The following is a 19,868-nucleotide window of genomic DNA, read 5'->3' as shown; positions in this document are numbered from 1 at the left end:
GGTTCATGCATAAGCCGCGCCTCGCGTGGCGGTCCGGTGGGCCGCCGCTATTGTTTTCGCGCCAGACAGGCTTCGGCTCTGGGCGGCGCCCGACTTAGAAGATTGAGACGGACATGGCCGTTCCGAAGCGCAAAGTATCCCCCTCGCGTCGCAACATGCGCCGCGCCCACGACGCCCTGACCTCGAACGTCTATGTCGAGGACAAGGACACCGGCGAGCTGAAGCGCCCGCACCACATCGACCTGAAGACCGGCACCTATCGCGGCCGTCAGGTTCTGACGCCGAAGGAAGACTAGTCTTTTCCTCCCGGCCCGGTCGCCGACCGGACAAAGAGATTTACGGCGCGCGGTGATCCGCGCGCCGTTTTCGTGCGTTCATGGCGGCGAAGCTTGTTCGGGAGACTTCGTCGATGATCCGTTTCGCCGCCGTCAGCACTGTCGCTTTTTTGACTCTCTCCGCCTGTGAACGTCGAGAGGAACCAGCGCCGAAGCCCGCCGCGCCGGCCTCGACGCCTCAGGCCGCTCCAGCGCCCGCGGATCCTAACGCCCTGACCAGCGAGGGCCTGGGCCCCGCGCGGATCGGCATGACACGCGCCCAGCTGGTTCAGGTCTGGGGCGAGGATTCGCAGCCCAATGCGGTCGGCGGCCCCGATCCCGAGACCTGCGACGAGTTCCATCCCACGAAGGCGCCCGCGGATGTGAGGGTCATGATTCAGAACGGCGTCCTGACCCGGATCACCGCCGCCCGTGAGGCGACGGTCAAGACCGACCGCGGCTTCGGCCTCGGCGACGACGGCATGGCGATCAAACAGGCCTATGGCGGCGCCGTCTTCGCCCAGCCGCACAAATATGAGCCGGCTCCTGCGGAGGATCTGTTCGTCTGGTCGCGCGGCGGCTCCACCGCCTATGTCGTCGATCCTGCGGCGCGCGGCCTTCGCTATGAGGTCGGCGCCGACGGCAAGGTGAAAGCGATCCATGCGGGCGATCCGTCGATACAGCTGGTCGAGGGCTGTTCCTGACGGCAAGGGGCGCGGCAGCCATTGGCGATTCGCAGGGAGACGGCTAAACCCCTCGGACCTGTTTTTCGCCTGAGCCAAAGAGCCGAGCCATGACCGACATCGCCGACATCGTCGCCCGCCAGATTCTCGACAGCCGGGGCAATCCGACGGTGGAAGTGGATGTGATCCTGGATGACGGCTCTTTCGGCCGCGCCGCCGTGCCCTCGGGCGCCTCGACCGGCGCCCACGAGGCCGTCGAACTGCGCGACGGCGACAAGGATATGTGGGGCGGCAAGGGCGTGCAGAAGGCGGTCGACGCCGTCAACGGCGAGATCTTTGACGCCCTGTCCGGCATGGACGCCGAGGATCAGCGTCGGATCGACGAGGCGATGATCGAGCTGGACGGCACGCCGAACAAGGGCCGTCTGGGCGCCAACGCCATCCTGGGCGTGTCACTCGCCGCCGCCAAGGCCAGCGCCATCTCGGCCGGCTTGCCGCTGCATCGCTACATCGGCGGCGTCTCTGCCCGCGTCCTGCCCACGCCGATGATGAACATCATCAACGGCGGCGCCCACGCCGACAATCCGATCGACATCCAGGAATTCATGATCCTGCCGACCGGCGCCGAGACCTTCACCGACGCCCTGCGCATGGGTACGGAGATCTTCCACGCCCTGAAGAAGCAGCTGAAGGACGCCGGTCATAACACCAACGTCGGGGACGAAGGCGGCTTTGCGCCGAATCTGGCCTCGGCCGAGGAAGCCCTGAGCTTCATCACCAAGGCGGGGCAGGCGGCCGGCTATCTGGCCGGCGAAGACTTCCACCTGGGTCTGGACGTCGCCTCGACCGAGTTCTTCAAGGACGGCAAATATGTGATGGCGGGCGAGGGCAAGACCGTCGACGCCGAGGGCATGGCCGCCTATCTGGTCGATCTGTGCGAGCGGTTCCCGATCGTCTCGATCGAGGACGGCATGGCCGAGGACGATTTCGACGGCTGGCGCCTGCTGACCGAACGTCTGGGCGACCGGGTCCAGCTGGTCGGCGACGATCTGTTCGTGACCAATCCCGCGCGTCTGGCCGCCGGCATCGGCGAGGGCTTGGCCAACTCCATCCTGATCAAGGTCAACCAGATCGGCACCCTGTCGGAGACCCTGGACGCCGTCGATATGGCCCACCGCGCTGGCTATACCGCCGTGATGAGCCACCGATCGGGCGAGACCGAGGATTCGACCATCGCCGACCTGGCCGTGGCCACCAACTGCGGACAGATCAAGACCGGCTCGCTGGCCCGCTCCGATCGGGTGGCCAAATACAATCAACTGCTGCGCCTGGAGGAGATGCTGGGTGACCAGGCCGTCTATTTCGGCGACGGCATGCTCCTGCGCTAAGCCACGAATTGTCGGCGAAGAATCGGCATTCTTCGCCGACTTTCTTAAGGCTAAGCTACTTTTCGTTAGGCATTTTCGGGCACAGTTAACGAACTGTGTCTCTCGCGCTCAGAAGGAGCGTCTGTCTTGCCCGAACGGATGAAGCCGTACCGCCTGTCCATTGTCCTTTTGCTCCTGCTCGCCTATCTTGGGGTGCAGGCCCTGACGGGCGAGCGCGGCCTGCTGAGCGGATCGTCGCGGGACGCCCTGCTGGGGCAGCGCGAGGCGCAGCTCGCCCATCTGACGGAACAACGGCGCGATCTGGAAACCCGCGTGCGCTATCTGCGCAGCGACAGCCTGTCCAAGGATCTGCTGGAGGAGCGGGCCCGCGCGGTTCTCGGGTTTTCGGACCCGCGCGACTATGTGATTGCCGTTCAGGCGCAATCCGTTCAGGGGTGAAAATCCTCCCCACTTGAACTATTGTTACAGCTTGGCCCGCCCCCCTTTGCGTTTCGGGAACGAAGGCTGCTAAAGCCCCCTTCCGTAACGATAAGAAGGCGTCGCTCCCCGGCGCCTAGCCGGGAGATGCCGGATGGCGAAAGCCCCAGCCAAAGCCGCTCAGACCACTGCGCCTGACAAACTGCCGAACACGCCTTCGGCCTCCAAGGAGGACCTCCTCCGCTATTACCGTGAGATGGTGCTCATCCGCCGCTTCGAGGAGCGGGCGGGCCAGCTTTACGGCATGGGTCTGATCGGGGGGTTCTGCCACCTGTACATCGGCCAGGAAGCCGTGGCCGTGGGCGTTCAGGAGAGCGTCAAACAGGGCCATGACAAGATCATCACCGGCTACCGCGACCACGGCCATATGCTGGCCGCCGGCATGGATCCGAAGGAAGTCATGGCCGAACTGACCGGCCGCATCGGCGGCTCGTCCAAGGGCAAGGGCGGCTCGATGCACATGTTCGACGTGCCGACCGGCTTCTACGGCGGCCACGGCATCGTCGGCGCCCAGGTGGCGCTGGGCACGGGCCTGGCCTTTGCGGGCAAGTACCGCGGCGACGATTCGGTGGCCTTCGTCTATTTCGGCGACGGCGCCTCGAACCAGGGTCAGGTGTACGAAAGCTTCAACATGGCCCAGCTGTGGAAGTTGCCGGCCATCTACATCATCGAGAACAATCAGTACGCCATGGGCACGAGCATCGAACGCTCGTCCTCCACGACCCAGCTCAGCCAGCGCGGCGCCAGCTTCGGCATTCCCGGCGAACAGGTCGACGGCATGGATGTTCTGGCCGTCCGTGACGCGGTCAAGAAGGCGGTCGAGCGCGCCCGCGCCGGCGAAGGTCCCTACATCCTTGAGGTCAAGACCTACCGCTATCGCGGCCACTCCATGTCCGATCCGGCCAAGTACCGGACCAAGGAAGAGGTGGACGAGGTCAAGAAGACCCGCGATCCCATCGATCACGTCAAGACCCTGCTGGCCGCCGCCAATGCGACCGAGGACGAGCTGAAGGCCATCGACAACGAGATCAAGGCCATCGTCGCAGAGGCCGTTCAATTCGCCCAAGAAAGCCCGGAACCCGATCCGTCCGAGCTCTATACCGACGTCTACGTGGAGGCCTGATCCGTGACCGACATCCTCATGCCGGCGCTGTCCCCCACGATGGAAGAGGGCACGCTGACCAAATGGCACATCAAGGCGGGCGACACCGTGTCGGCCGGCCAGGTGATCGCCGAGATCGAAACCGACAAGGCCACGATGGAAGTCGAGGCCGTGGATGAAGGCGAAGTGCTGGAGATCCTGGTCGCCGAAGGCTCGGAGAATGTGAAGGTCAATACGCCGATCGCGCGTCTGGCCGGCGAAGACGGCGCGGCGGCGCCCGCCCCGAAGGCGGAGTCCGACAAGGCCCAGGCCGATGCGCCCAAGGCGACCGCCGAGGGCAAGACCGGCGATCCCGAAAAGGCCCCGACCCAGACCTCGACCCCCAAGGTCGAGCTGCGCGATCCGGAAATCCCGGCCGACGCCAAGCTGGTGAAGACGACCATCCGTGACGCCCTGCGCGACGCCATGGCCGAGGAGATGCGTCGCGACGACAAGGTCTTCCTGATCGGTGAGGAAGTCGCCCAGTATCAGGGCGCCTACAAGGTCAGCCGCGAGCTGCTGCAGGAGTTCGGCGACCAGCGCGTGGTCGACACCCCGATTACCGAGCACGGCTTCGCGGGCCTAGGCGTCGGCGCCGCCATGGCGGGCCTGAAGCCGATCGTCGAGTTCATGACCTTCAACTTCGCCATGCAGGCGATCGACCACATCATCAACTCGGCCGCCAAGACGCTTTATATGTCGGGCGGTCAGATCAAGGCGCCGATCGTCTTCCGCGGCCCGAACGGCGCGGCCAGCCGCGTGGCGGCCCAGCACAGCCAGGACTATTCGGCCTGGTATGCCCAGGTGCCGGGCCTCAAGGTCATCGCCCCCTATGATGCGGCCGACGCCAAGGGCCTGCTGAAGGCGGCCATCCGCGACCCGAACCCGATCGTCTTCCTCGAACACGAGATGATGTACGGGCTGGAGTTCGACGTGCCGGAGGTCGAGGACTATGTCCTGCCGATCGGCAAGGCCAAGGTACGCCGCGAAGGCCGCGACGTCACCATCACCTGCCACAGCCGCATGGTCGGCTTCGCCCTGCAGGCCGCCGAGAAGCTGGCCGAGGAAGGCATCGAGTGCGAGGTGGTCGATCTGCGCACCCTGCGTCCGCTGGACACCGACACCATTGTCCAGAGCGTCAAGAAGACCAGCCGCCTGGTCTCGGCCGAAGAGGGCTGGGGTCCGATGGGCGTGGGCGCCGAGGTGGTGGCCCGCGTCATCCAACACGCCTTCGACTATCTGGACGCCCCGCCGTTGCGGGTGCACCAGGAGGACGTGCCTCTGCCCTACGCCGCCAATCTGGAAGCCCTGTCGCTGCCGGGCGTGGACAAGATCATCGCAGCCGTGAAGCAGGTGATGGCATGACCGATATCCTGATGCCGGCCCTGTCTCCGACCATGGAAGAGGGCGTCCTGGCCAAGTGGCATGTGAAGGTCGGCGACGTCGTCTCCGCCGGGGACGTGATCGCCGAGATCGAAACCGACAAGGCCACGATGGAAGTCGAGGCCGTGGACGAGGGCGAGATCACCGACATCCTGGTCGCTGAAGGGACGGAAGGGGTGAAGGTCAATACGCCCATCGCCCGACTGAAGGACGAGGGCGGCGCGGCGGCCCCGAAGGCCGACAAGGCCGCCAGCCCTCCGACGAGCGACAAGCCGGCTCCGGCCGGCCATGAAAGCGGACAGGCCGTGGCCACGCCCGAAGGCGTCAAGTCCGCCGAGGCCGTTCTGCCGCCTAAGAGCGCGCCGGCGCCGAAGTCCGAAAGCGGCCAGCGCATCTTCGCCTCACCCCTGGCGCGCCGCATCGCGGCTCAGAACGGCGTCGATCTGAAGTCGGTCAAGGGCACCGGTCCGCATGGGCGCATCGTGCGCCGCGATGTGGAAGCCGCCGGCAAGGGATCTGTCCAGCCCGCCGCCGCCGCTGCGACGGCCGCCGCCGCTGAGCCCCGCAAGGCCCTGTCCCTGGCCCAGATGGGTATTCCGGACGGCAGCTACGACCTGATCCCGCTGGACGGGATGAAGAAGGCCGTGGCGCGGCGGATGGTGGAGAGCGTGCAGAACGTGCCGCACTTCCCCTTGTTCATCGACTGCGAGATCGACCAGCTGATGGCCGTCCGCGCCAAGGTGAACAAGATGCTGGAGCCGCAGGGGATCAAGGTCTCGGTCAACGACTTCGTCATCAAGGCCGCCGCCCTTGCCCTGAAGATGGTGCCGGAGGCGAACGCCTCCTACACGCCCGAAGGCATCGCCATGCACCACAACGCCGACGTCTCCATGGCGGTGGCGATCGACGGCGGTCTGATCACCCCTATCATCAGGAAGGTCGAGACCAAGGGTCTGGCGCAGATCGCGACCGAGTCCAAGGACCTGGCCAAACGCGCCCGTGACCGCAAGCTGAAGCCCGAAGAGTTCCAGGGCGGCACCTTCTCGGTGTCCAACCTGGGCATGTTCGGCATCAAGCAGTTCACCTCGATCATCAACGAGCCCCAGGGCTGTATCATGAGCGTGGGCGCGGGCGAGCAGCGGGCCGTGGTCAAGAACGGCCAGGTGGTTCCGGCCACGGTCATGACCGTGACCCTGACCTGCGATCACCGCGTGGTGGACGGCGCGACCGGCGCCCGCTTCCTGCAGGCGTTCAAGCCGCTGATCGAAGATCCCGTCGCGATGCTGGCGTGAGGGGGAGGAAGTCATGACCTCGGTCTATGACTTCTCCGCCCGCGCCATCGACGGCGCCGAGGTGTCGCTGGACCGGTTTCGCGGTCAGGCGCTGCTGATCGTCAATACCGCGTCCAAGTGCGGCTTCACCGGCCAATACGAGGGTCTGGAGACGCTGCACCGAGATTTCGCCGATGCGCCGTTCGAGGTTCTGGGCTTTCCCTGCAACCAGTTCGGCAACCAGGAGCCGGGCCGTGCGGCGGAGATCGCCGCCTTCTGCGCCACCAGTTTCGACGTGAGCTTCCCCCTCTTCGACAAGGTGGAGGTCAATGGGCCGAACCGGCATCCGCTCTATGCCTGGCTGACCAAGCAGAAACGGGGCTTCCTCGGCTCCCAATCCATCAAGTGGAACTTCACCAAGTTCCTGACCGACCGCGAGGGCAGGGTGGTCGCCCGCTACGCCCCGCAGACTGAACCTGAGGCCATCAAGGCCGACATCGAGAAGTTGATCTGATCATGGCTGCTGAATTCGATCTCGTCGTCATCGGCTCGGGCCCCGGCGGTTACGTCGCGGCCATCCGCGCCAGCCAGCTGGGCCTGAAGGTCGCCATCGTCGAGCGCGAGAACCTAGGCGGCATCTGCCTGAACTGGGGCTGTATCCCGACCAAGGCCCTGCTGAAGTCGGGCGAGAAGTTCGAGAGCCTGAGCCATCTGAAGGACTACGGCCTGTCGGCGTCCGGCGCGTCGTTCGACTTCGACGCCATCATCCAGCGCTCGCGCGGCGTCGCGGCGACGATGAACAAGGGCGTCGCCTTCCTGATGAAGAAGAACAAGATCGAGGTGATCGAGGGTTCGGCCAAGCTGGAGAAGGGCGCTGCGGCGCCCAAGGTCGTGATCGCCCTGAAGGCCGGCGGATCGCGCACGGTCGAGGCCAAGTCGGTGATGCTGGCGGTCGGCGCGCGGGCGCGCGCCCTGCCGCAGATCGGTCTGGAGGCCGACGGCGACAAGATCTGGGCCTATCGCGACGCCTTGGCGCCGAAGAAGCTGCCCAAGACCTTCGTGGTGATCGGCTCGGGCGCCATCGGCATCGAGTTCGCCAGCTTCTATCGCGCCCTGGGCTGTGAGGTGACGGTCGTGGAGGCGGTCGAGCGCATCATGCCGGTCGAGGACGAGGAGGTCTCCAAGGCCGCCCAGAAATCGTTCGAGAAGCGCGGCGTCAAGTTCAAGGTCGGGGCCAAGGTGACCAAGGTCTCCAAGACCGGCGCGGGCGTGAAGGTGGACATCGAAGTCGGCGGCAAGGCCGAGGCCCTAGAGGCCGAGGTCTGCATCTCGGCCGTGGGCATCACCGCCAACACCGACGGCATCGGCCTGGAGGCCCTGGGCGTCGAGCTGGACCGCGGCCATATCAAGACCGACAGCCACTGCCAGACCAACGTCAAGGGCCTGTTCGCCATCGGCGACTGCGCCGGCGCGCCCTGGCTGGCGCACAAGGCCAGCCACGAAGGCATTCACGCCGCCGAATATATCGCCGGTTACAAGACTCCCAATGTCGTCTCGCCCATCGCCGGCTGCACCTACGCCCAGCCGCAGGTCGCTTCGGTCGGCGTCACCGAACAGGCCGCCCGCGCCGAGAAGCGCGAGGTCAAGATCGGCCGCTTCCCGTTCCGCGTGAACGGCAAGGCCGTCGCCGCCGGCGAGATCGACGGCTTCGTCAAGGTGATCTTCGACGCCAAGACCGGCGCCCTGATCGGCGCCCATATGATCGGCCACGAAGTCACCGAGATGATCCAGGGCTATGTCACCGCCATCACCATGGAGGCGACGGAAGAGGACATCCACGGCATCGTCTATCCGCACCCGACCATGTCGGAAGCCATGCACGAGGCGGCGCTGGACGCCTATGGGCGGGTGCTGCACATCTGATGGAGAGGTCCATGTTCGCCAAGGTCACCGAGACAAACGGCGTGGTTCACTGGATCAACCTGAACCACGTCCGCGAATTGATCGTGAAGGACGGCAAACATGGTCAGCCGACTCTGACGGAGGTCAGCATCGATAACCAGTTTGTGGCCAAGGTGTTTCGCGTCAGGGAAACGCCCGAGATGATCCTGACGCAGGCCAGGGACTGAGGCTCAGCGCTTCTTCCCCAGCTCCGCCGCGATGTCCTTGGTCATGCGGCCGACCTTGCGGTGGGCGGCGGTGATCTGATCCTTGGTCACGCCCCAGCGCTTCATCCGGTATTCGACCGACTGACGCTCGGTCAGGTCGATGCGGTCCTTGTCGATGAAGCCGCGCTTGTCCTTGAGGCCCGCCATGGTCGGCTCCTGTAGAGGTTCGGACCGTTTGCGGCCTCTCGGCTCTTCTTAGTCCTGTTCATCCCGACAAGACAGGCGGTTCAGGCCTCGGGCAGGACGCCGGTTTCGAAGAAGGCGTCCAGGCGGGCCTCCCAGGGCGCTGTGTCCAGGCCCTGGGAGGAGATCCAGGCGTCGTCGAAATAGGTCGAGGCGTAGCGGTCGCCGTGGTCGCACAGGATCGAGACGATCGAACCGCATTCGCCCGCCTGCGCCATCTCCTGAGCGAGTTCGACACAGGCCCACAGGTTGGTGCCGGTCGATCCGCCGCAGGGGCGGCCCAGACGCCGGCTGAGGACGCGGGTGGCGGCGATGGAGGCGACGTCGGGGACGACGATCATCCGATCCACCACGCTGGGGATGAAGGAGGGCTCGACCCGCGCTCGGCCGATGCCCTCGATCAGGGACGGGCGATCGGCGCTGCTCTGGACCGCCGCGTCGGCCCAGTGACGGTGAAAGACCGAGGCTTCCGGGTCGGCGACGCAGATCCGGGTGTCGTGGCGATTGAACCGGGCGAACCGGCCGATGGTCGCCGAGGTGCCGCCGGTGCCGGCGCCGCACACGATCCAGCGCGGGACGGGGCAGGGCTCGCGTCGCATCTGGGCGAAGATGGACTCGGCGATATTGTTGTTGCCGCGCCAGTCTGTCGCTCGTTCGGCATAGGTGAACTGGTCCATGTAGTGGCCGCCCAGTTCGTCGGCGAGCCGCTGGCTCTCGGCGTAGGCCTCGCCGGGCACGTCCACGAAATGGCAGCGTCCGCCGTAGAATTCGATGGCGGCGATCTTCTCCTGGGCGGTGGAGCGCGGCACCACGGCGATGAAGGGCAGGTTCAGCATCCGGGCGAAATAGGCCTCGGACACGGCGGTCGAGCCGCTGGACGCCTCGATGATGGTCATGCCCTCGCCGATCCAGCCGTTGCTGAGGGCGTAGAGGAACAGCGACCGCGCCAGACGGTGCTTCAGGCTGCCGGTCGGGTGGCTGGATTCGTCCTTCAGATACAGGGCGATGTCCGACAGGGCCGGCATGTCCACCGGGATCAGATGGGTGTCGGCCGAGCGGTTGTAGTCCGCCTCGATCCGCCGCATGGCCCAGCTCAACCAGGCGCGATCAACGGTGGGACGGGCAGGGGCGGACATGGCGGACTCGGTCGCAGACAGGAAGGCGATGGCTTAGGCCAAAGCTTGGCCGACGGCAAAGGCGGATGATCGCCGCCACGCCGACGTCGCTCCGTTCAGTCCGCCTTCTCCACGAAACTGTCGATCACCCGTTTCTCGCCCGCCTTTTCGAAATCGACCAGCAGCTTGTTGCCCTCTATGACGCGGACGTGGCCGTAGCCGAACTTCTGGTGGAAGACGCGCTGGCCGCGCGCCCATCCTGAGCTGGACTTCGGGTCCGCCGTGGCGATCAGGCGGCCGTCGCCCTCGATCACGGCCTTGCGCGCGGGGATGCGGTTCGGCGTCTGTGCGGCGGTGAAGCTTTGGGCCCGTTTCCAACCGGGGGAGGAATAGCCGCTGCCGAAGCTGGGCGCGTCGTCCCAGCGGCTCTTGGCCTCCTTCATGCCGGTCGAGGCGCCGTAGTAGCCGGTGTCGGATTGGGGATCGACGTGGGCGATGGGCAGTTCGTCGACGAAGCGGCTGGGCAGTTGCGAGGTCCAGCGGCCATAGACCAGGCGGTTGGCGGCGAAGGAGATGCGGGCGTCCTGTTTGGCGCGGGTGACGCCGACATAGGCCAGGCGGCGTTCCTCCTCGAGGCCCTTCTCGCCCTTTTCGTCGATGCTGCGCTGGCTGGGGAAGACGCCTTCCTCCCAGCCGGGCAGGAAGACCAGCGGGAACTCAAGTCCCTTGGCGCCGTGCAGGGTCATGATCTGGACCGCCCCGTCGCCGTGCGGGTCCTCGGCCGTCGCCCGTTCCAGGTCCATGACCAGGGAGACATGCTCCAGATAGGCCTGCAGCGTCTCGAACTGCTGCATGGACTGGGTCAGTTCCTTCAGGTTCTCCAGCCGCGTCTGGCCGCTGGTGCGGTCGGCCTTCTGCATCTCGGTGTAGCCGCTCTCCTCCAGCACCGTCTCCATGACCTGCCAGTGAGGCGTGGTCTCGGCCAGGGCGCGCCAGCGGTCCAGGTCGCGCACGAAGTTGGACAGGGCGGTGCGGGTGCGGGCCTGAAGCTCGTCGGTGTTGATCAGGCCTCGCACGGCCGTCAGGGCGGACAGGTCGTGCTGGCGGGCGATCTGCAGGATCTTCTGGACGCTGGTGTCGCCGATGCCGCGCTTGGGGACGTTGACGATCCGCTCGAAGGCCAGGTCGTCGTCCTCGGACTGGATCAGGCGCAGATAGGCGTGGGCGTCGCGGATTTCGGCGCGTTCGAAGAAGCGGGGGCCGCCGATGACCTGGTAGGGGATGGCCAGCATGACCAGCCGCTCCTCGAAGGCGCGCATCTGGAAGGAGGCGCGGACCAGTATGGCCATGTCCTTGTATTTCAGCCCCGGCTTGCCGGCGTGGGGGCGACGCGCGGTCTCGATCTCATCGGCGATCAGACGGGCCTCGGCCTCGCCGTCCCAGACGCCGCGCACCCGCACCTTGTCGCCGCTGTCGTCCTCGGTCCACAGGGTCTTGCCCAGACGGTCGCGGTTGGCCGCGATCAGGCCCGAGGCGGCGCCCAGGATATGGCTGGTCGAGCGATAGTTGCGCTCCAGCTTGACGATCTTGGCGCCGGGGAAGTCGCGCTCGAAGCGCAGGATGTTGTCCACCTCGGCCCCGCGCCAGCCGTAGATCGACTGGTCGTCGTCGCCGACGCAGCAGACATTGCCGGTCGAGGCCGTCAGCAGCCGCAGCCACAGATACTGGGCGACGTTGGTGTCCTGATATTCGTCGACCAGAATGTAGCGGAAGCGTCGCCGGTATTCCTCGGCCAGGTCCGCGTGCTTGGACAGGATGGTGATGTTGTGCAGCAGCAGATCGCCGAAGTCGCAGGCGTTCAGGGTGCGCAGGCGGGCCTGATAGGCGGCGTAAAGACCCTGGCCCTTGCCGTTGGCGAAGTCTTCGCCGGGCGGCAGTTTGTCGGGCGTCCAGCCGCGGTTCTTCCAGTGGTCGATCAGGCCGGCCAGGGATTTGGGCGTCCAGCGCTTGGTGTCGATATTGGCGGCTTCCAGCAGCTGTTTCAGCAGCCGCTCCTGGTCGTCGGTGTCCAGGATGGTGAAGCTGGACTTCAGCCCGACCAGTTCGGCGTGGCGGCGCAGGATCTGGGCGGCGATGGAGTGGAAGGTGCCCAGCCAGCGCAGGCCTTCGGCGGAGGGGCCGATCAGATGGGTGATCCGTTCGCGCATTTCGCGCGCGGCCTTGTTGGTGAAGGTGACGGCCAGAAGCTCCCACGGGCGGGCGCGGCCGGTGGCCAGGATGTGGGCCAGTCGCGTCGTCAGCACCCGCGTCTTGCCCGTGCCGGCGCCCGCCAGGACCAGGACCGGGCCTTCCGTCGTCTCGACCGCCTCGCGCTGCTCGGGGTTCAGTCCAGACAGATAGTCGCGCGCCTCTCCCTCCTGCGGCGCACGCGCGCGGGCCAGGTCTGAAATACGGGGGGCGGGAAGATCGGTCACAGGCGGCAAGCGGTCCGGGCGGTCAGAATCGAAGAAGGGAACATAAGGGGACCAGACGGCGATGTCAGGACCGGTCCGGAAATGAACTGCGGAACCGGTTCCGCCGAGGCTCTGTTCCCCTGACGATGCAACGGAAGGCGCAGAGGATGACCCGACCATCGGACCGAAGACCTGGACAGGACGGAGGCGGTTGGCGGGCTTTCGTCCTCGGCATGGTCGGCATGTTCGCCGTTATCGCCGTGTGGGTCGCCCTGGTCGAATCGACGGGTGAGCGGGAGGTCGACGAGCGGCGACCCACCGAACGGCCCGCGTCCGAGATCGTCCAGCTGGGCGAGGTACAGGCGCCGGACGGGCCTATTTCAGACTATAGGTGATGGTGGTCACGACCCGGACCTTCTTGTCGATGGAGCCGGATTCGTCGCCGCCCGCGCCGTCGCGCGGCAGGATTTCGAAGGAGCCCTGGGTCGCCTGGCGAATGGGGCCGAGCGGCGTGCCCGAGTCCTTGGCGAACTGTTCGGCGCCGGTGCGCGCCGCCGCCGTGCCTTCGGCGATCATCTCGGGCCGGACGGCGTTCAGCTTGGTGAAGATGTAGGAGGGGCCCTGGAAATCCTGAAGCACCACGCCCTGACGGACCAGGTCGTTGAGGGCGCGGGTGGTGGCCTGGACCCGGGCGACGTCGCCGGTGCGGACGATGACGGTCTGGGCCAGGATGAAGCGAGGGCCGCCGTTCTGGACTCCGTATTCCCGAGACCGCGTGTCGGCCACCTCCAGCCGTCCCAGATCGACGGCCTCGGCCGGATAGCCCTGGGACTTCAGGAACTGGCGGACCAGGGCCAGGTCGCCGTCGATCCGTGCCTGGACTTCGGACAGAACCTCGCCCGAGGCGGTGAAGCGCAGCGGCAGGACCGCCAGATCCGCCTTCACCTCGCGCTCCGACAGGCCGCGCACGGTCACGGTGCGGTCGCCGGCGCGGGCGTGGACCACGCCCTGGCCGATCAGAGCGCCGGCGCCGATCAGGCCCAGGGCGACCAGGCCGCCGAAGACGGCGGCGGGGATCAGGCGCGGGGTGTCCATAGGGAAGGCTCCTTGTCGGCGGCCGATTTTACATCTCCACCCCGTGTTCCGCCACCCAGCTGAGCGCCAGCAATCGACAGGCGGAGGCGAGCGGGCGCCGGCCCCGACCCGCGTCGATGTCGGCCAGCAGTTGCGCCTTGGAGAGGCTGCGGCGGGCCGCGATCCGGTCCAGTACGGCCCAGAACTCCGGTTCCAGCGCCACCGAGGTGGCGTGGCCCGCGAGCACGACCGAACGCTTCCGCAGGCCGCTCACTGCGCAGGTCCCCTGAAGCGTCCGGGCGAGGGACGGCGAGTACTGCACATGGCGGGTTTTCTCCTGGAATTGACGTCACACACGGGCGCAAGACGTGAACGGCGCCGGAAGGGCGGGGATGGTATTCCGGCGCCGTCAGCCGGAGTCTTGCATGAGTCGCCCCGTCACCGTCCTAGCCATCCTCGTCTGCGCCCTCATCTGGGGCACGACCTGGTTCGCCATCACCCTGCAGCTGGGCGTGGTTGATCCGATCGTCTCGATCGTCTGGCGTTTCGGTCTGGCGGCTGTCGTCCTGTTCGGCTTCTGCGCCCTGACGCGGCGGCCGCTCAGGCTGAGTCGCGTCCAGCATCTGGCCGCCGTGGGGCAGGGGGCCTTCGTCTTCGCGGTCAGCTACGGCTTCGTCTATGCGGCCGAGGAGCGGGTGGCCTCGGCCGTGGTGGCGGTCATTTTTGCGGCCCTGGCCTTCGTGAACCTCGTCATGTTCCGGCTGGTGGAGCGACAGAAGGCGTCCGCCGGCGCCTGGCAGGGGGCGGTGCTGGGGATTTGCGGTGTCGCGGTCCTGTCGTTTGGCCAACTGGCGGGAACGGGGGCTTCCGCCGGATCGGCGCCGGGGCTGGGCATTGTGCTGGCACTCGTCGCGGTGCTCGCCTCCGCCTTGGGCAACTGGTTTGCCTGGCGCGGTCAGCAGGCCGGAGCCCCGGTCATGGCCGCCACAGCCTGGGCCATGGCCTATGGCACGGCCATGTTGGCTGCTTACGGGCTTGCAACCGGAGTGGAGTGGCGGGTCGAGGCGACACCCGCCTATGTTCTGTCCCTGCTGCACCTGTCGCTTTTCGGATCGGTCATCGCCTTCGGCCTGTACTTCACCCTGGCGAAACAGAGGGGGTTCGCCCTCGCCAGCTATATCTCGGCCCTGACCCCGCCGATCGCCGTCATCATGTCCGTTCTGTTCGAGGGGGCGGAGGTCGGCGTGACCATGCTGGTCGGGCTGGCCCTTGTGCTGGCGGGCCAGGTCTTGCTGATCCGGGCGCCCAAGGCGGCTTAAGGCTCAGTCCTCCGTCGGCGTCTCGCGCTTCTGAGCGTCCAGGCGACGGTCCGCTCGCTCCTGCTCGGTCCGGGCGGCCTGTTTCTCGGCCTTGGAGCGTCCGTGGACGACGCGGTTTGCCGCCGCGCGGGTCTTGTCTTCGGACTTCGCGCGGGCCTTGCGCACCCGGTTCAGGTTGATGATTTCGGCCATGGTCAGTTCTGTTTTTCGGGTCTGTCGGCCTCGTGGGGTCTCAGTGGCTCGGGGACCTCGTCGGCGGGCAGGGCCTTGGCGGGAAGGAAGCCAGGCGAAGGGTCCGGCCGATCCAGGCGGGTCCAGGCCTCGGCGGACCGACCCTGCCGGCGCCCCAGTTCGAACAGGGCGGTCATGGTTTTCTGGTCGAACTCCAGGCTGGAAGCCTCGACATTATCGGGAATGGCGGACAGGGACAGGCTCATCCCGTTGCGCCGGGCGAAGGCGGCGGTGGTCGCCAGATGGGTGCGAAGCGAAGCCTTGCTCATGCTGTCGTAGCTGCGCATCAGGATTGCGGTCAGCCGACCGGGCGTGACCCCTTCGTTGCGGCCGACCTGGCCGTTGACCACGACATAGAGGGCGCCGCCGCCGGGCTCGTCCTGCGGCCGCGTCCACAGGGCCAGGGGCTCGGGGATGGCGAGGAAGGGGGTGTTGACCCCGCCGTCGGCGTGCATTTCCATCACCACGGTCTGGTCCGGCTGAAGACCGGCGATCAGCACGGGCGGAAAGACGCCCGGGATGCTGGCGGACGCCACCAGCACCTCCTTGAACAGGGCGCGCGAATTCTCGTCGTTCTGGCTGGCCAGCAGGCCCATGTCCCAGATGACCGTCTCCTCGCTGTCCAGATTGGTTGTGGCGACCAGCAGGCGGCGGCCCTTGGCGTGTTCGCGGGCGATGGCCGCCAGGAGGTCGGGGGTGACGTTCTCGTCGACGAGAGTCCGGAGCGCCGAGGCGCTGTAGAGGCTGGGGTAGAGGAAGAAGGCCAGGCTGCGCCAGCTCAACAGACTGCTGGCGCCCCCGTCCGTATAGGCGTGGCCCAGCTGGGCGTCCCATGCCGAACCGGCGAAGGCGAAGGGGGCGGCCAAGGCGCCCGTGCTGACGCCGGTGACGATGTCGAAGACCGGCCGGTCGCCCCGCTCGGTCCAGCCGACCAGCACGCCTGCGCCATAGGCGCCGTTGGCCCCGCCGCCGGACAGGGCCAGGATCGACAGATCATGTTTCTGAGCCAGGCGCTGGCCCACTTCTTCGGTGAAGGCCTCGAGGCGCGCGGCGTCGTTCGTGCGGATGCGCGGATCCTGAGCCGGGATCAGGGCGCCATCGGCCAGGCGCAGCGGGCCTTCCGGCCGCTGCAGGGTGCCGCAGGCGGCGACGGACCAGGCTATCATCATCGCCAGCAGCGTCGAACAGGCGCGTTTCATAGGTACCTCGACGATCCGTGGCGGAGCCGGCGGCGGGCTCAGGTTCTGCCTCGTCGCCTATACAGCAGCAAGCGCTGCGGTTTGAAACCCGCTCGTGGCGCGTCCGTTTCATGGGACCAACCTTCAAACCCGGAGAACCCTCATGGTCGACGCCTCGCTCATCAAAGAACATCTTGAAGTCGTCGGATCGGACGGCGGTCATGTCGGCCGCGTGGATCATGTTCTCGGCGACCAGATCGAACTCGCCAAGCTGGACCTCGCGGGCGCCTTCAAACACCACCTGATCCCGGTCAGCTGGGTCGAGCGGGTTGACGACAAGCACGTCCATCTGAGCCTGACGAAAGACGACGCCAAGGCGCGCTGGACCGAGAAACCCCACTAGGGCCAGGTGTCGGCGAATTAATGAAGGCCCCGCTGTCGCCGGCGGGGCCTTCGTTCTATCTGGAGGACATTGTTCTCGGAGAGGTGCGATGATCCGTCTGATCCTGAATATCCTGTGGTTGGTCTTCGGCGGGTGGCTGTCGGGCCTGCTGTGGCTGCTGGGCGGCGCGATCCTGGCCCTGACCGTGGTGGGCCTGCCCTGGACCTTCGCCGCCTGGCGGATCGCCAGCTATTCCTTCTGGCCCTTCGGACGCGAGATCGTCTGGCAGGACGCCCATCCGGTGGCGGGCTGTCTGGGTCTGGTGCTGAACATCGTCTGGTTCGTCGTGGCGGGCTGGTACATCGCCCTGTCGCACCTGGTTATTGCGGTGGCCGAGTTCGTGTCGATCATCGGCATTCCCTTCGCCCTGAAGGATCTGGAACTGGCCAAGCTGGCGCTGGCTCCGGTGGGACGAACGATCCGCGACAAGCCTTAGGTTTATGTGGGTGGTGCGTCGGGGCGAGTCGGTTCGGGCGGTCGGGCCGGCTTGACGCCGGTCTCCGCGACGATCCGCCAGGACCGCTGGCGTTCGACAAAGATCCGGTTGGGGATGTCGTCCAGGGGTGTGTCCGCCAGCACCGCCGAGATGTCGTCGTTCATCGCCTGGCTCCGCACATAATAGCTGTGCTCGATGAAGGGATCGGCCGATCCCGCGACCACGCGGCAATCGACCAGGGCGACCTTCTTGGGGATCAGATCCACCAGGCGAGGGCCGTCGGAGCCGAGGCGGTCCGGATTGGCCTTGGTCTTGTCCGAGACGGTCAGGCCCTTGTCGTTGGGATTATGATAGACGGTCACCTGTCGCCCGATGCGGGGCAGCAGCCGAAGCTTCGTGTCGTGCTCGAAGGCGTCGTCGTCCTCGTCCGGGGCGGCCAGAAGGATCTGGTCGAACAGACGGGTCAGTCCATCCCGATCTTTGGCGATCAGGGCCTGCAAAGCCTGGCGCAGCACATAGGCGCCCATGCTGTGGGTCAGCAGATGCACGCGCCGCTGACAGTAGTCGGCTTCGTTCAGCGCCAGGACGAAGTCCCTGAACTTCAGGAACGCCCGCGCGACCGACGGCCCTGACGCCCGCGCATCCTCCCGGTCGCTGTAGTAGGACATCCAGGGCACGGCCGACCCATCCGAAGGCCAGCTGAAGACGACGACATTCAGCGGATGCCCGCCGATGTTCAGTCCCTGAGCCAGCAGGGCCGCGCTCTGCAGGGCGCCGGTGAAACTGACGTTGAAGCCGTGGATGAAGACCAGGGTGTCGCACTTCCTGCCTTGGGCCATAGAGGCGCGCAGATCCTCCATCAACATGCCGCCGCCTGTTTTGATCACGTCGGTCTGGTTCAGGACATCGGGATAGACGTGCAGGTCCTGCAGGACCGGTCGTTGGGGATCGGACTTGAAATCGGCATAGCCGAACCGCAGGGCGGCGACGCCGTCGGGATTGAAGGTACGGCCGAAAACCTGTCGCTTGTTGGCGGGCTGATAGTTGCGGTTGGTGGTGAAGAATACCCGGACCTCGGTCATCGCCGCCTCCAAATGACGACGGCCCGAGGGCTGATCCCTCGGGCCGCGCCTTGGTTGCAAGTTTAACAGCCGGACGTCAGCCGGGCGAGATCATCTTTTCAGGTCGCACCGCCTCGTCGAACTCGGCGTCGGTCAGATAGCCGCCGCCCACGGCTTCCTCGCGCAGGGTGGTGCCGTTCTTGTGCGCGGTCTTGGCGATCTTGGCGCAGAGGTCATAGCCCAGCTTGCCGTTCAGGGCCGTGACCAGCATCAGCGAGTTGTTCAGGCCGCGCGCGATATTGTCTTCGCGGGCTTCGATGCCGACGACGCAGTTGTCGGTGAAGCTGATCGCCGCATCGGCCAGCAGGCGGACCGACTGCAGGAAGTTGTAGGCCATGACCGGGTTGTAGACGTTCAGCTCGAAATGGCCTTGCGAGCCGGCGAAGGTCAGGGCGGCGTTGTTGCCGAAGACCTGGACGCAGACCTGGGTCAGGGCTTCGCACTGGGTCGGATTGACCTTGCCCGGCATGATCGACGAGCCCGGCTCATTCTCCGGCAGGGCCAGTTCGCCCAGGCCCGAACGCGGACCGGAGCCCAGGAAGCGGATGTCGTTGGCGATCTTGAACAGCGAGGCGGCCACCGTGTTGATCGCGCCGTGGCTGAAGACCATGGCGTCGTGGGCGGCCAGGGCCTCGAACTTGTTCGGGGCGGTGGTGAAGGGCAGGCCGGTGATCTGAGCGATCTGGGCGGCAACCTTTTCGGCAAACCCGATGGGGGCGTTCAGGCCGGTGCCGACGGCGGTGCCGCCCTGGGCCAGTTCCATCAGCTTGGGCAGGGTCTGTTCGATCCGCTCGATGCCGTTGGCGACCTGCTGGGCGTAGCCGCCGAACTCCTGGCCCAGGGTCAGGGGGGTGGCGTCCTGGGTGTGGGTGCGGCCGATCTTGATGATGTGGGCCCAGGCCTTCGACTTGGCGTCCAGGGCCGCGTGCAGGTGCTTCAGCGCAGGGATCAGGTCGTTGACGACCTGTTCGGCGCAGGCCACATGCATGGCCGTCGGATAGGTGTCGTTCGACGACTGGCTCATATTGACGTGGTCGTTGGGGTGGACCGGCTTCTTGGAGCCCATCTCGCCGCCCAGGATTTCAATGGCGCGGTTCGAGATCACCTCATTGGCGTTCATGTTCGACTGGGTGCCCGAACCCGTCTGCCAGACGACCAGGGGGAAGTGGTCGTTCAGCTTGCCCTCGATGACCTCGTTGGCGGCCTGGATGATGGCGTCGGCCAGGGCGGGGTCGAGCTTGCCCAGGTCGCGGTTGGTCTCGGCGGCGGCGCGCTTGACGATGCCCAGGGCCCGCACGACCGGCAGGGGCTGCTTCTCCCAGCCGATCTTGAAATTGCCCAGAGACCGTTGCGCCTGGGCCCCCCAGTAGCGATCGGCGGCGACCTCGATGGGGCCGAAGGTGTCGGTTTCAGTGCGGACGTTGCTCATGCGCGGACAAGGCTCTCAGGCGTGGCGATTGTATGCGCGGCGGTGTAGCACGAGAGAAGAGC

23 protein-coding genes are annotated in these 19,868 nt (G+C 66.4%); 14 read left to right on the top strand and 9 right to left on the bottom strand.

Features of this window, described 5'->3' with window-relative positions:
* Positions 1-113 precede the first annotated feature (113 nt).
* The 10 genes from rpmF (at position 114) to BSP_RS10785 (ending at position 8,786) form a co-directional block, all read left to right on the top strand.
* Complete coding sequence (rpmF, locus tag BSP_RS10830) at positions 114-296, top strand: 50S ribosomal protein L32 (protein ID WP_054765894.1); 183 nt, start codon at positions 114-116, stop codon at positions 294-296.
* Between the two features lie 287 nt (positions 297-583).
* A complete protein-coding gene (locus BSP_RS10825) occupies positions 584-1,018 on the top strand; it encodes a hypothetical protein (RefSeq protein ID WP_227975928.1) in 435 nt (144 codons plus the stop codon).
* A gap of 89 nt (positions 1,019-1,107) precedes the next feature.
* The gene (gene eno, locus BSP_RS10820) at positions 1,108-2,385 is read left to right on the top strand and encodes a phosphopyruvate hydratase (RefSeq protein ID WP_054765892.1); all 1,278 of its coding nucleotides are present in this window, start codon (positions 1,108-1,110) and stop codon (positions 2,383-2,385) included.
* A gap of 138 nt (positions 2,386-2,523) precedes the next feature.
* A complete protein-coding gene (locus BSP_RS10815; protein WP_054765891.1) occupies positions 2,524-2,823 on the top strand; it encodes a septum formation initiator family protein in 300 nt (99 codons plus the stop codon).
* A 133-nt stretch (positions 2,824-2,956) separates the two neighbouring features.
* On the top strand, positions 2,957-3,985 hold the full coding sequence (gene pdhA, locus BSP_RS10810) for a pyruvate dehydrogenase (acetyl-transferring) E1 component subunit alpha (protein WP_054765890.1): 1,029 nt from the start codon (positions 2,957-2,959) through the stop codon (positions 3,983-3,985).
* Positions 3,986-3,988: 3 nt separating this feature from the next.
* Entirely contained in the window at positions 3,989-5,368 is a 1,380-nt protein-coding gene (locus tag BSP_RS10805) for a pyruvate dehydrogenase complex E1 component subunit beta (RefSeq protein WP_152950341.1), read from the top strand.
* A complete protein-coding gene (locus BSP_RS10800; RefSeq protein ID WP_152950340.1) occupies positions 5,365-6,678 on the top strand; it encodes a pyruvate dehydrogenase complex dihydrolipoamide acetyltransferase in 1,314 nt (437 codons plus the stop codon). The genes BSP_RS10805 and BSP_RS10800 overlap by 4 nt, the downstream gene beginning before the upstream one ends.
* Before the next feature lie 13 nt (positions 6,679-6,691).
* Positions 6,692-7,171, top strand: coding sequence for a glutathione peroxidase (locus tag BSP_RS10795; RefSeq protein ID WP_152950339.1), 480 nt, complete (start codon positions 6,692-6,694; stop codon positions 7,169-7,171).
* Between the two features lie 2 nt (positions 7,172-7,173).
* Complete coding sequence (gene lpdA, locus BSP_RS10790; protein ID WP_152950338.1) at positions 7,174-8,580, top strand: dihydrolipoyl dehydrogenase; 1,407 nt, start codon at positions 7,174-7,176, stop codon at positions 8,578-8,580.
* Positions 8,581-8,591: 11 nt separating this feature from the next.
* Positions 8,592-8,786, top strand: a complete 195-nt coding sequence (locus BSP_RS10785; protein ID WP_054765885.1) for a hypothetical protein — start codon at positions 8,592-8,594, stop codon at positions 8,784-8,786.
* Between the two features lie 3 nt (positions 8,787-8,789).
* On the opposite strand, the gene BSP_RS10780 is transcribed toward BSP_RS10785, so the two are convergent.
* The 3 genes from BSP_RS10780 to BSP_RS10770 all read right to left on the bottom strand — a co-directional run bounded on the left by BSP_RS10780 (position 8,790) and on the right by BSP_RS10770 (position 12,597).
* The gene (locus BSP_RS10780; RefSeq protein ID WP_054765884.1) at positions 8,790-8,972 is read right to left on the bottom strand and encodes a DUF3606 domain-containing protein; all 183 of its coding nucleotides are present in this window, start codon (positions 8,970-8,972) and stop codon (positions 8,790-8,792) included.
* Positions 8,973-9,052: 80 nt separating this feature from the next.
* Positions 9,053-10,144 (bottom strand): PLP-dependent cysteine synthase family protein, encoded by a 1,092-nt coding sequence (locus BSP_RS10775; protein WP_054765883.1) that lies wholly within the window; start codon positions 10,142-10,144, stop codon positions 9,053-9,055.
* Positions 10,145-10,239: 95 nt separating this feature from the next.
* Positions 10,240-12,597 carry an ATP-dependent helicase gene (locus tag BSP_RS10770; RefSeq protein WP_054765882.1) on the bottom strand — a complete coding sequence of 786 codons (2,358 nt, stop codon included), beginning with the start codon at positions 12,595-12,597 and terminating at the stop codon, positions 10,240-10,242.
* Positions 12,598-12,743: 146 nt separating this feature from the next.
* On the opposite strand from BSP_RS10770, the gene BSP_RS10765 reads away from it, so the two are divergent.
* Positions 12,744-12,971 carry a hypothetical protein gene (locus BSP_RS10765; protein WP_152950337.1) on the top strand — a complete coding sequence of 76 codons (228 nt, stop codon included), beginning with the start codon at positions 12,744-12,746 and terminating at the stop codon, positions 12,969-12,971.
* Here BSP_RS10765 and BSP_RS10760 read toward each other — a convergent pair.
* Together BSP_RS10760 and BSP_RS10755 are read right to left on the bottom strand one after the other, a co-directional pair.
* On the bottom strand, positions 12,952-13,671 hold the full coding sequence (locus tag BSP_RS10760; protein ID WP_054765881.1) for an SIMPL domain-containing protein: 720 nt from the start codon (positions 13,669-13,671) through the stop codon (positions 12,952-12,954). The genes BSP_RS10765 and BSP_RS10760 overlap by 20 nt on opposite strands.
* Positions 13,672-13,699: 28 nt before the next feature.
* A complete protein-coding gene (locus BSP_RS10755) occupies positions 13,700-13,924 on the bottom strand; it encodes a ribbon-helix-helix domain-containing protein (protein WP_054765880.1) in 225 nt (74 codons plus the stop codon).
* Positions 13,925-14,075: 151 nt separating this feature from the next.
* Here BSP_RS10755 and BSP_RS10750 point away from each other — a divergent pair, with 151 nt between their 5' ends.
* Complete coding sequence (locus BSP_RS10750; RefSeq protein WP_054765879.1) at positions 14,076-14,969, top strand: DMT family transporter; 894 nt, start codon at positions 14,076-14,078, stop codon at positions 14,967-14,969.
* Between the two features lie 3 nt (positions 14,970-14,972).
* On the opposite strand, the gene BSP_RS10745 is transcribed toward BSP_RS10750, so the two are convergent.
* A complete protein-coding gene (locus BSP_RS10745; RefSeq protein WP_054765878.1) occupies positions 14,973-15,161 on the bottom strand; it encodes a DUF4169 family protein in 189 nt (62 codons plus the stop codon).
* Positions 15,162-15,163: 2 nt separating this feature from the next.
* Complete coding sequence (locus BSP_RS10740) at positions 15,164-16,399, bottom strand: patatin-like phospholipase family protein (protein ID WP_152950336.1); 1,236 nt, start codon at positions 16,397-16,399, stop codon at positions 15,164-15,166.
* A 142-nt stretch (positions 16,400-16,541) separates the two neighbouring features.
* On the opposite strand from BSP_RS10740, the gene BSP_RS10735 reads away from it, so the two are divergent.
* Both BSP_RS10735 and BSP_RS10730 read left to right on the top strand, forming a co-directional pair.
* Positions 16,542-16,781 (top strand): DUF2171 domain-containing protein, encoded by a 240-nt coding sequence (locus BSP_RS10735; protein ID WP_152950335.1) that lies wholly within the window; start codon positions 16,542-16,544, stop codon positions 16,779-16,781.
* A gap of 88 nt (positions 16,782-16,869) precedes the next feature.
* Positions 16,870-17,256 (top strand): YccF domain-containing protein, encoded by a 387-nt coding sequence (locus BSP_RS10730; protein ID WP_054765875.1) that lies wholly within the window; start codon positions 16,870-16,872, stop codon positions 17,254-17,256.
* 2 nt (positions 17,257-17,258) lie between these two features.
* Here BSP_RS10730 and BSP_RS10725 read toward each other — a convergent pair whose 3' ends face one another.
* Both BSP_RS10725 and fumC read right to left on the bottom strand, forming a co-directional pair.
* The gene (locus tag BSP_RS10725; protein ID WP_152950334.1) at positions 17,259-18,338 is read right to left on the bottom strand and encodes an alpha/beta hydrolase; all 1,080 of its coding nucleotides are present in this window, start codon (positions 18,336-18,338) and stop codon (positions 17,259-17,261) included.
* A 76-nt stretch (positions 18,339-18,414) separates the two neighbouring features.
* A complete protein-coding gene (gene fumC, locus BSP_RS10720; protein ID WP_152950333.1) occupies positions 18,415-19,806 on the bottom strand; it encodes a class II fumarate hydratase in 1,392 nt (463 codons plus the stop codon).
* Positions 19,807-19,868: the final 62 nt, after the last annotated feature.

It is taken from the genome of Brevundimonas sp. Bb-A (assembly GCF_009394735.1).
Lineage (GTDB): Bacteria > Pseudomonadota > Alphaproteobacteria > Caulobacterales > Caulobacteraceae > Brevundimonas > Brevundimonas aurantiaca.
This window is presented reverse-complemented; position numbering and strand designations above follow the sequence as displayed.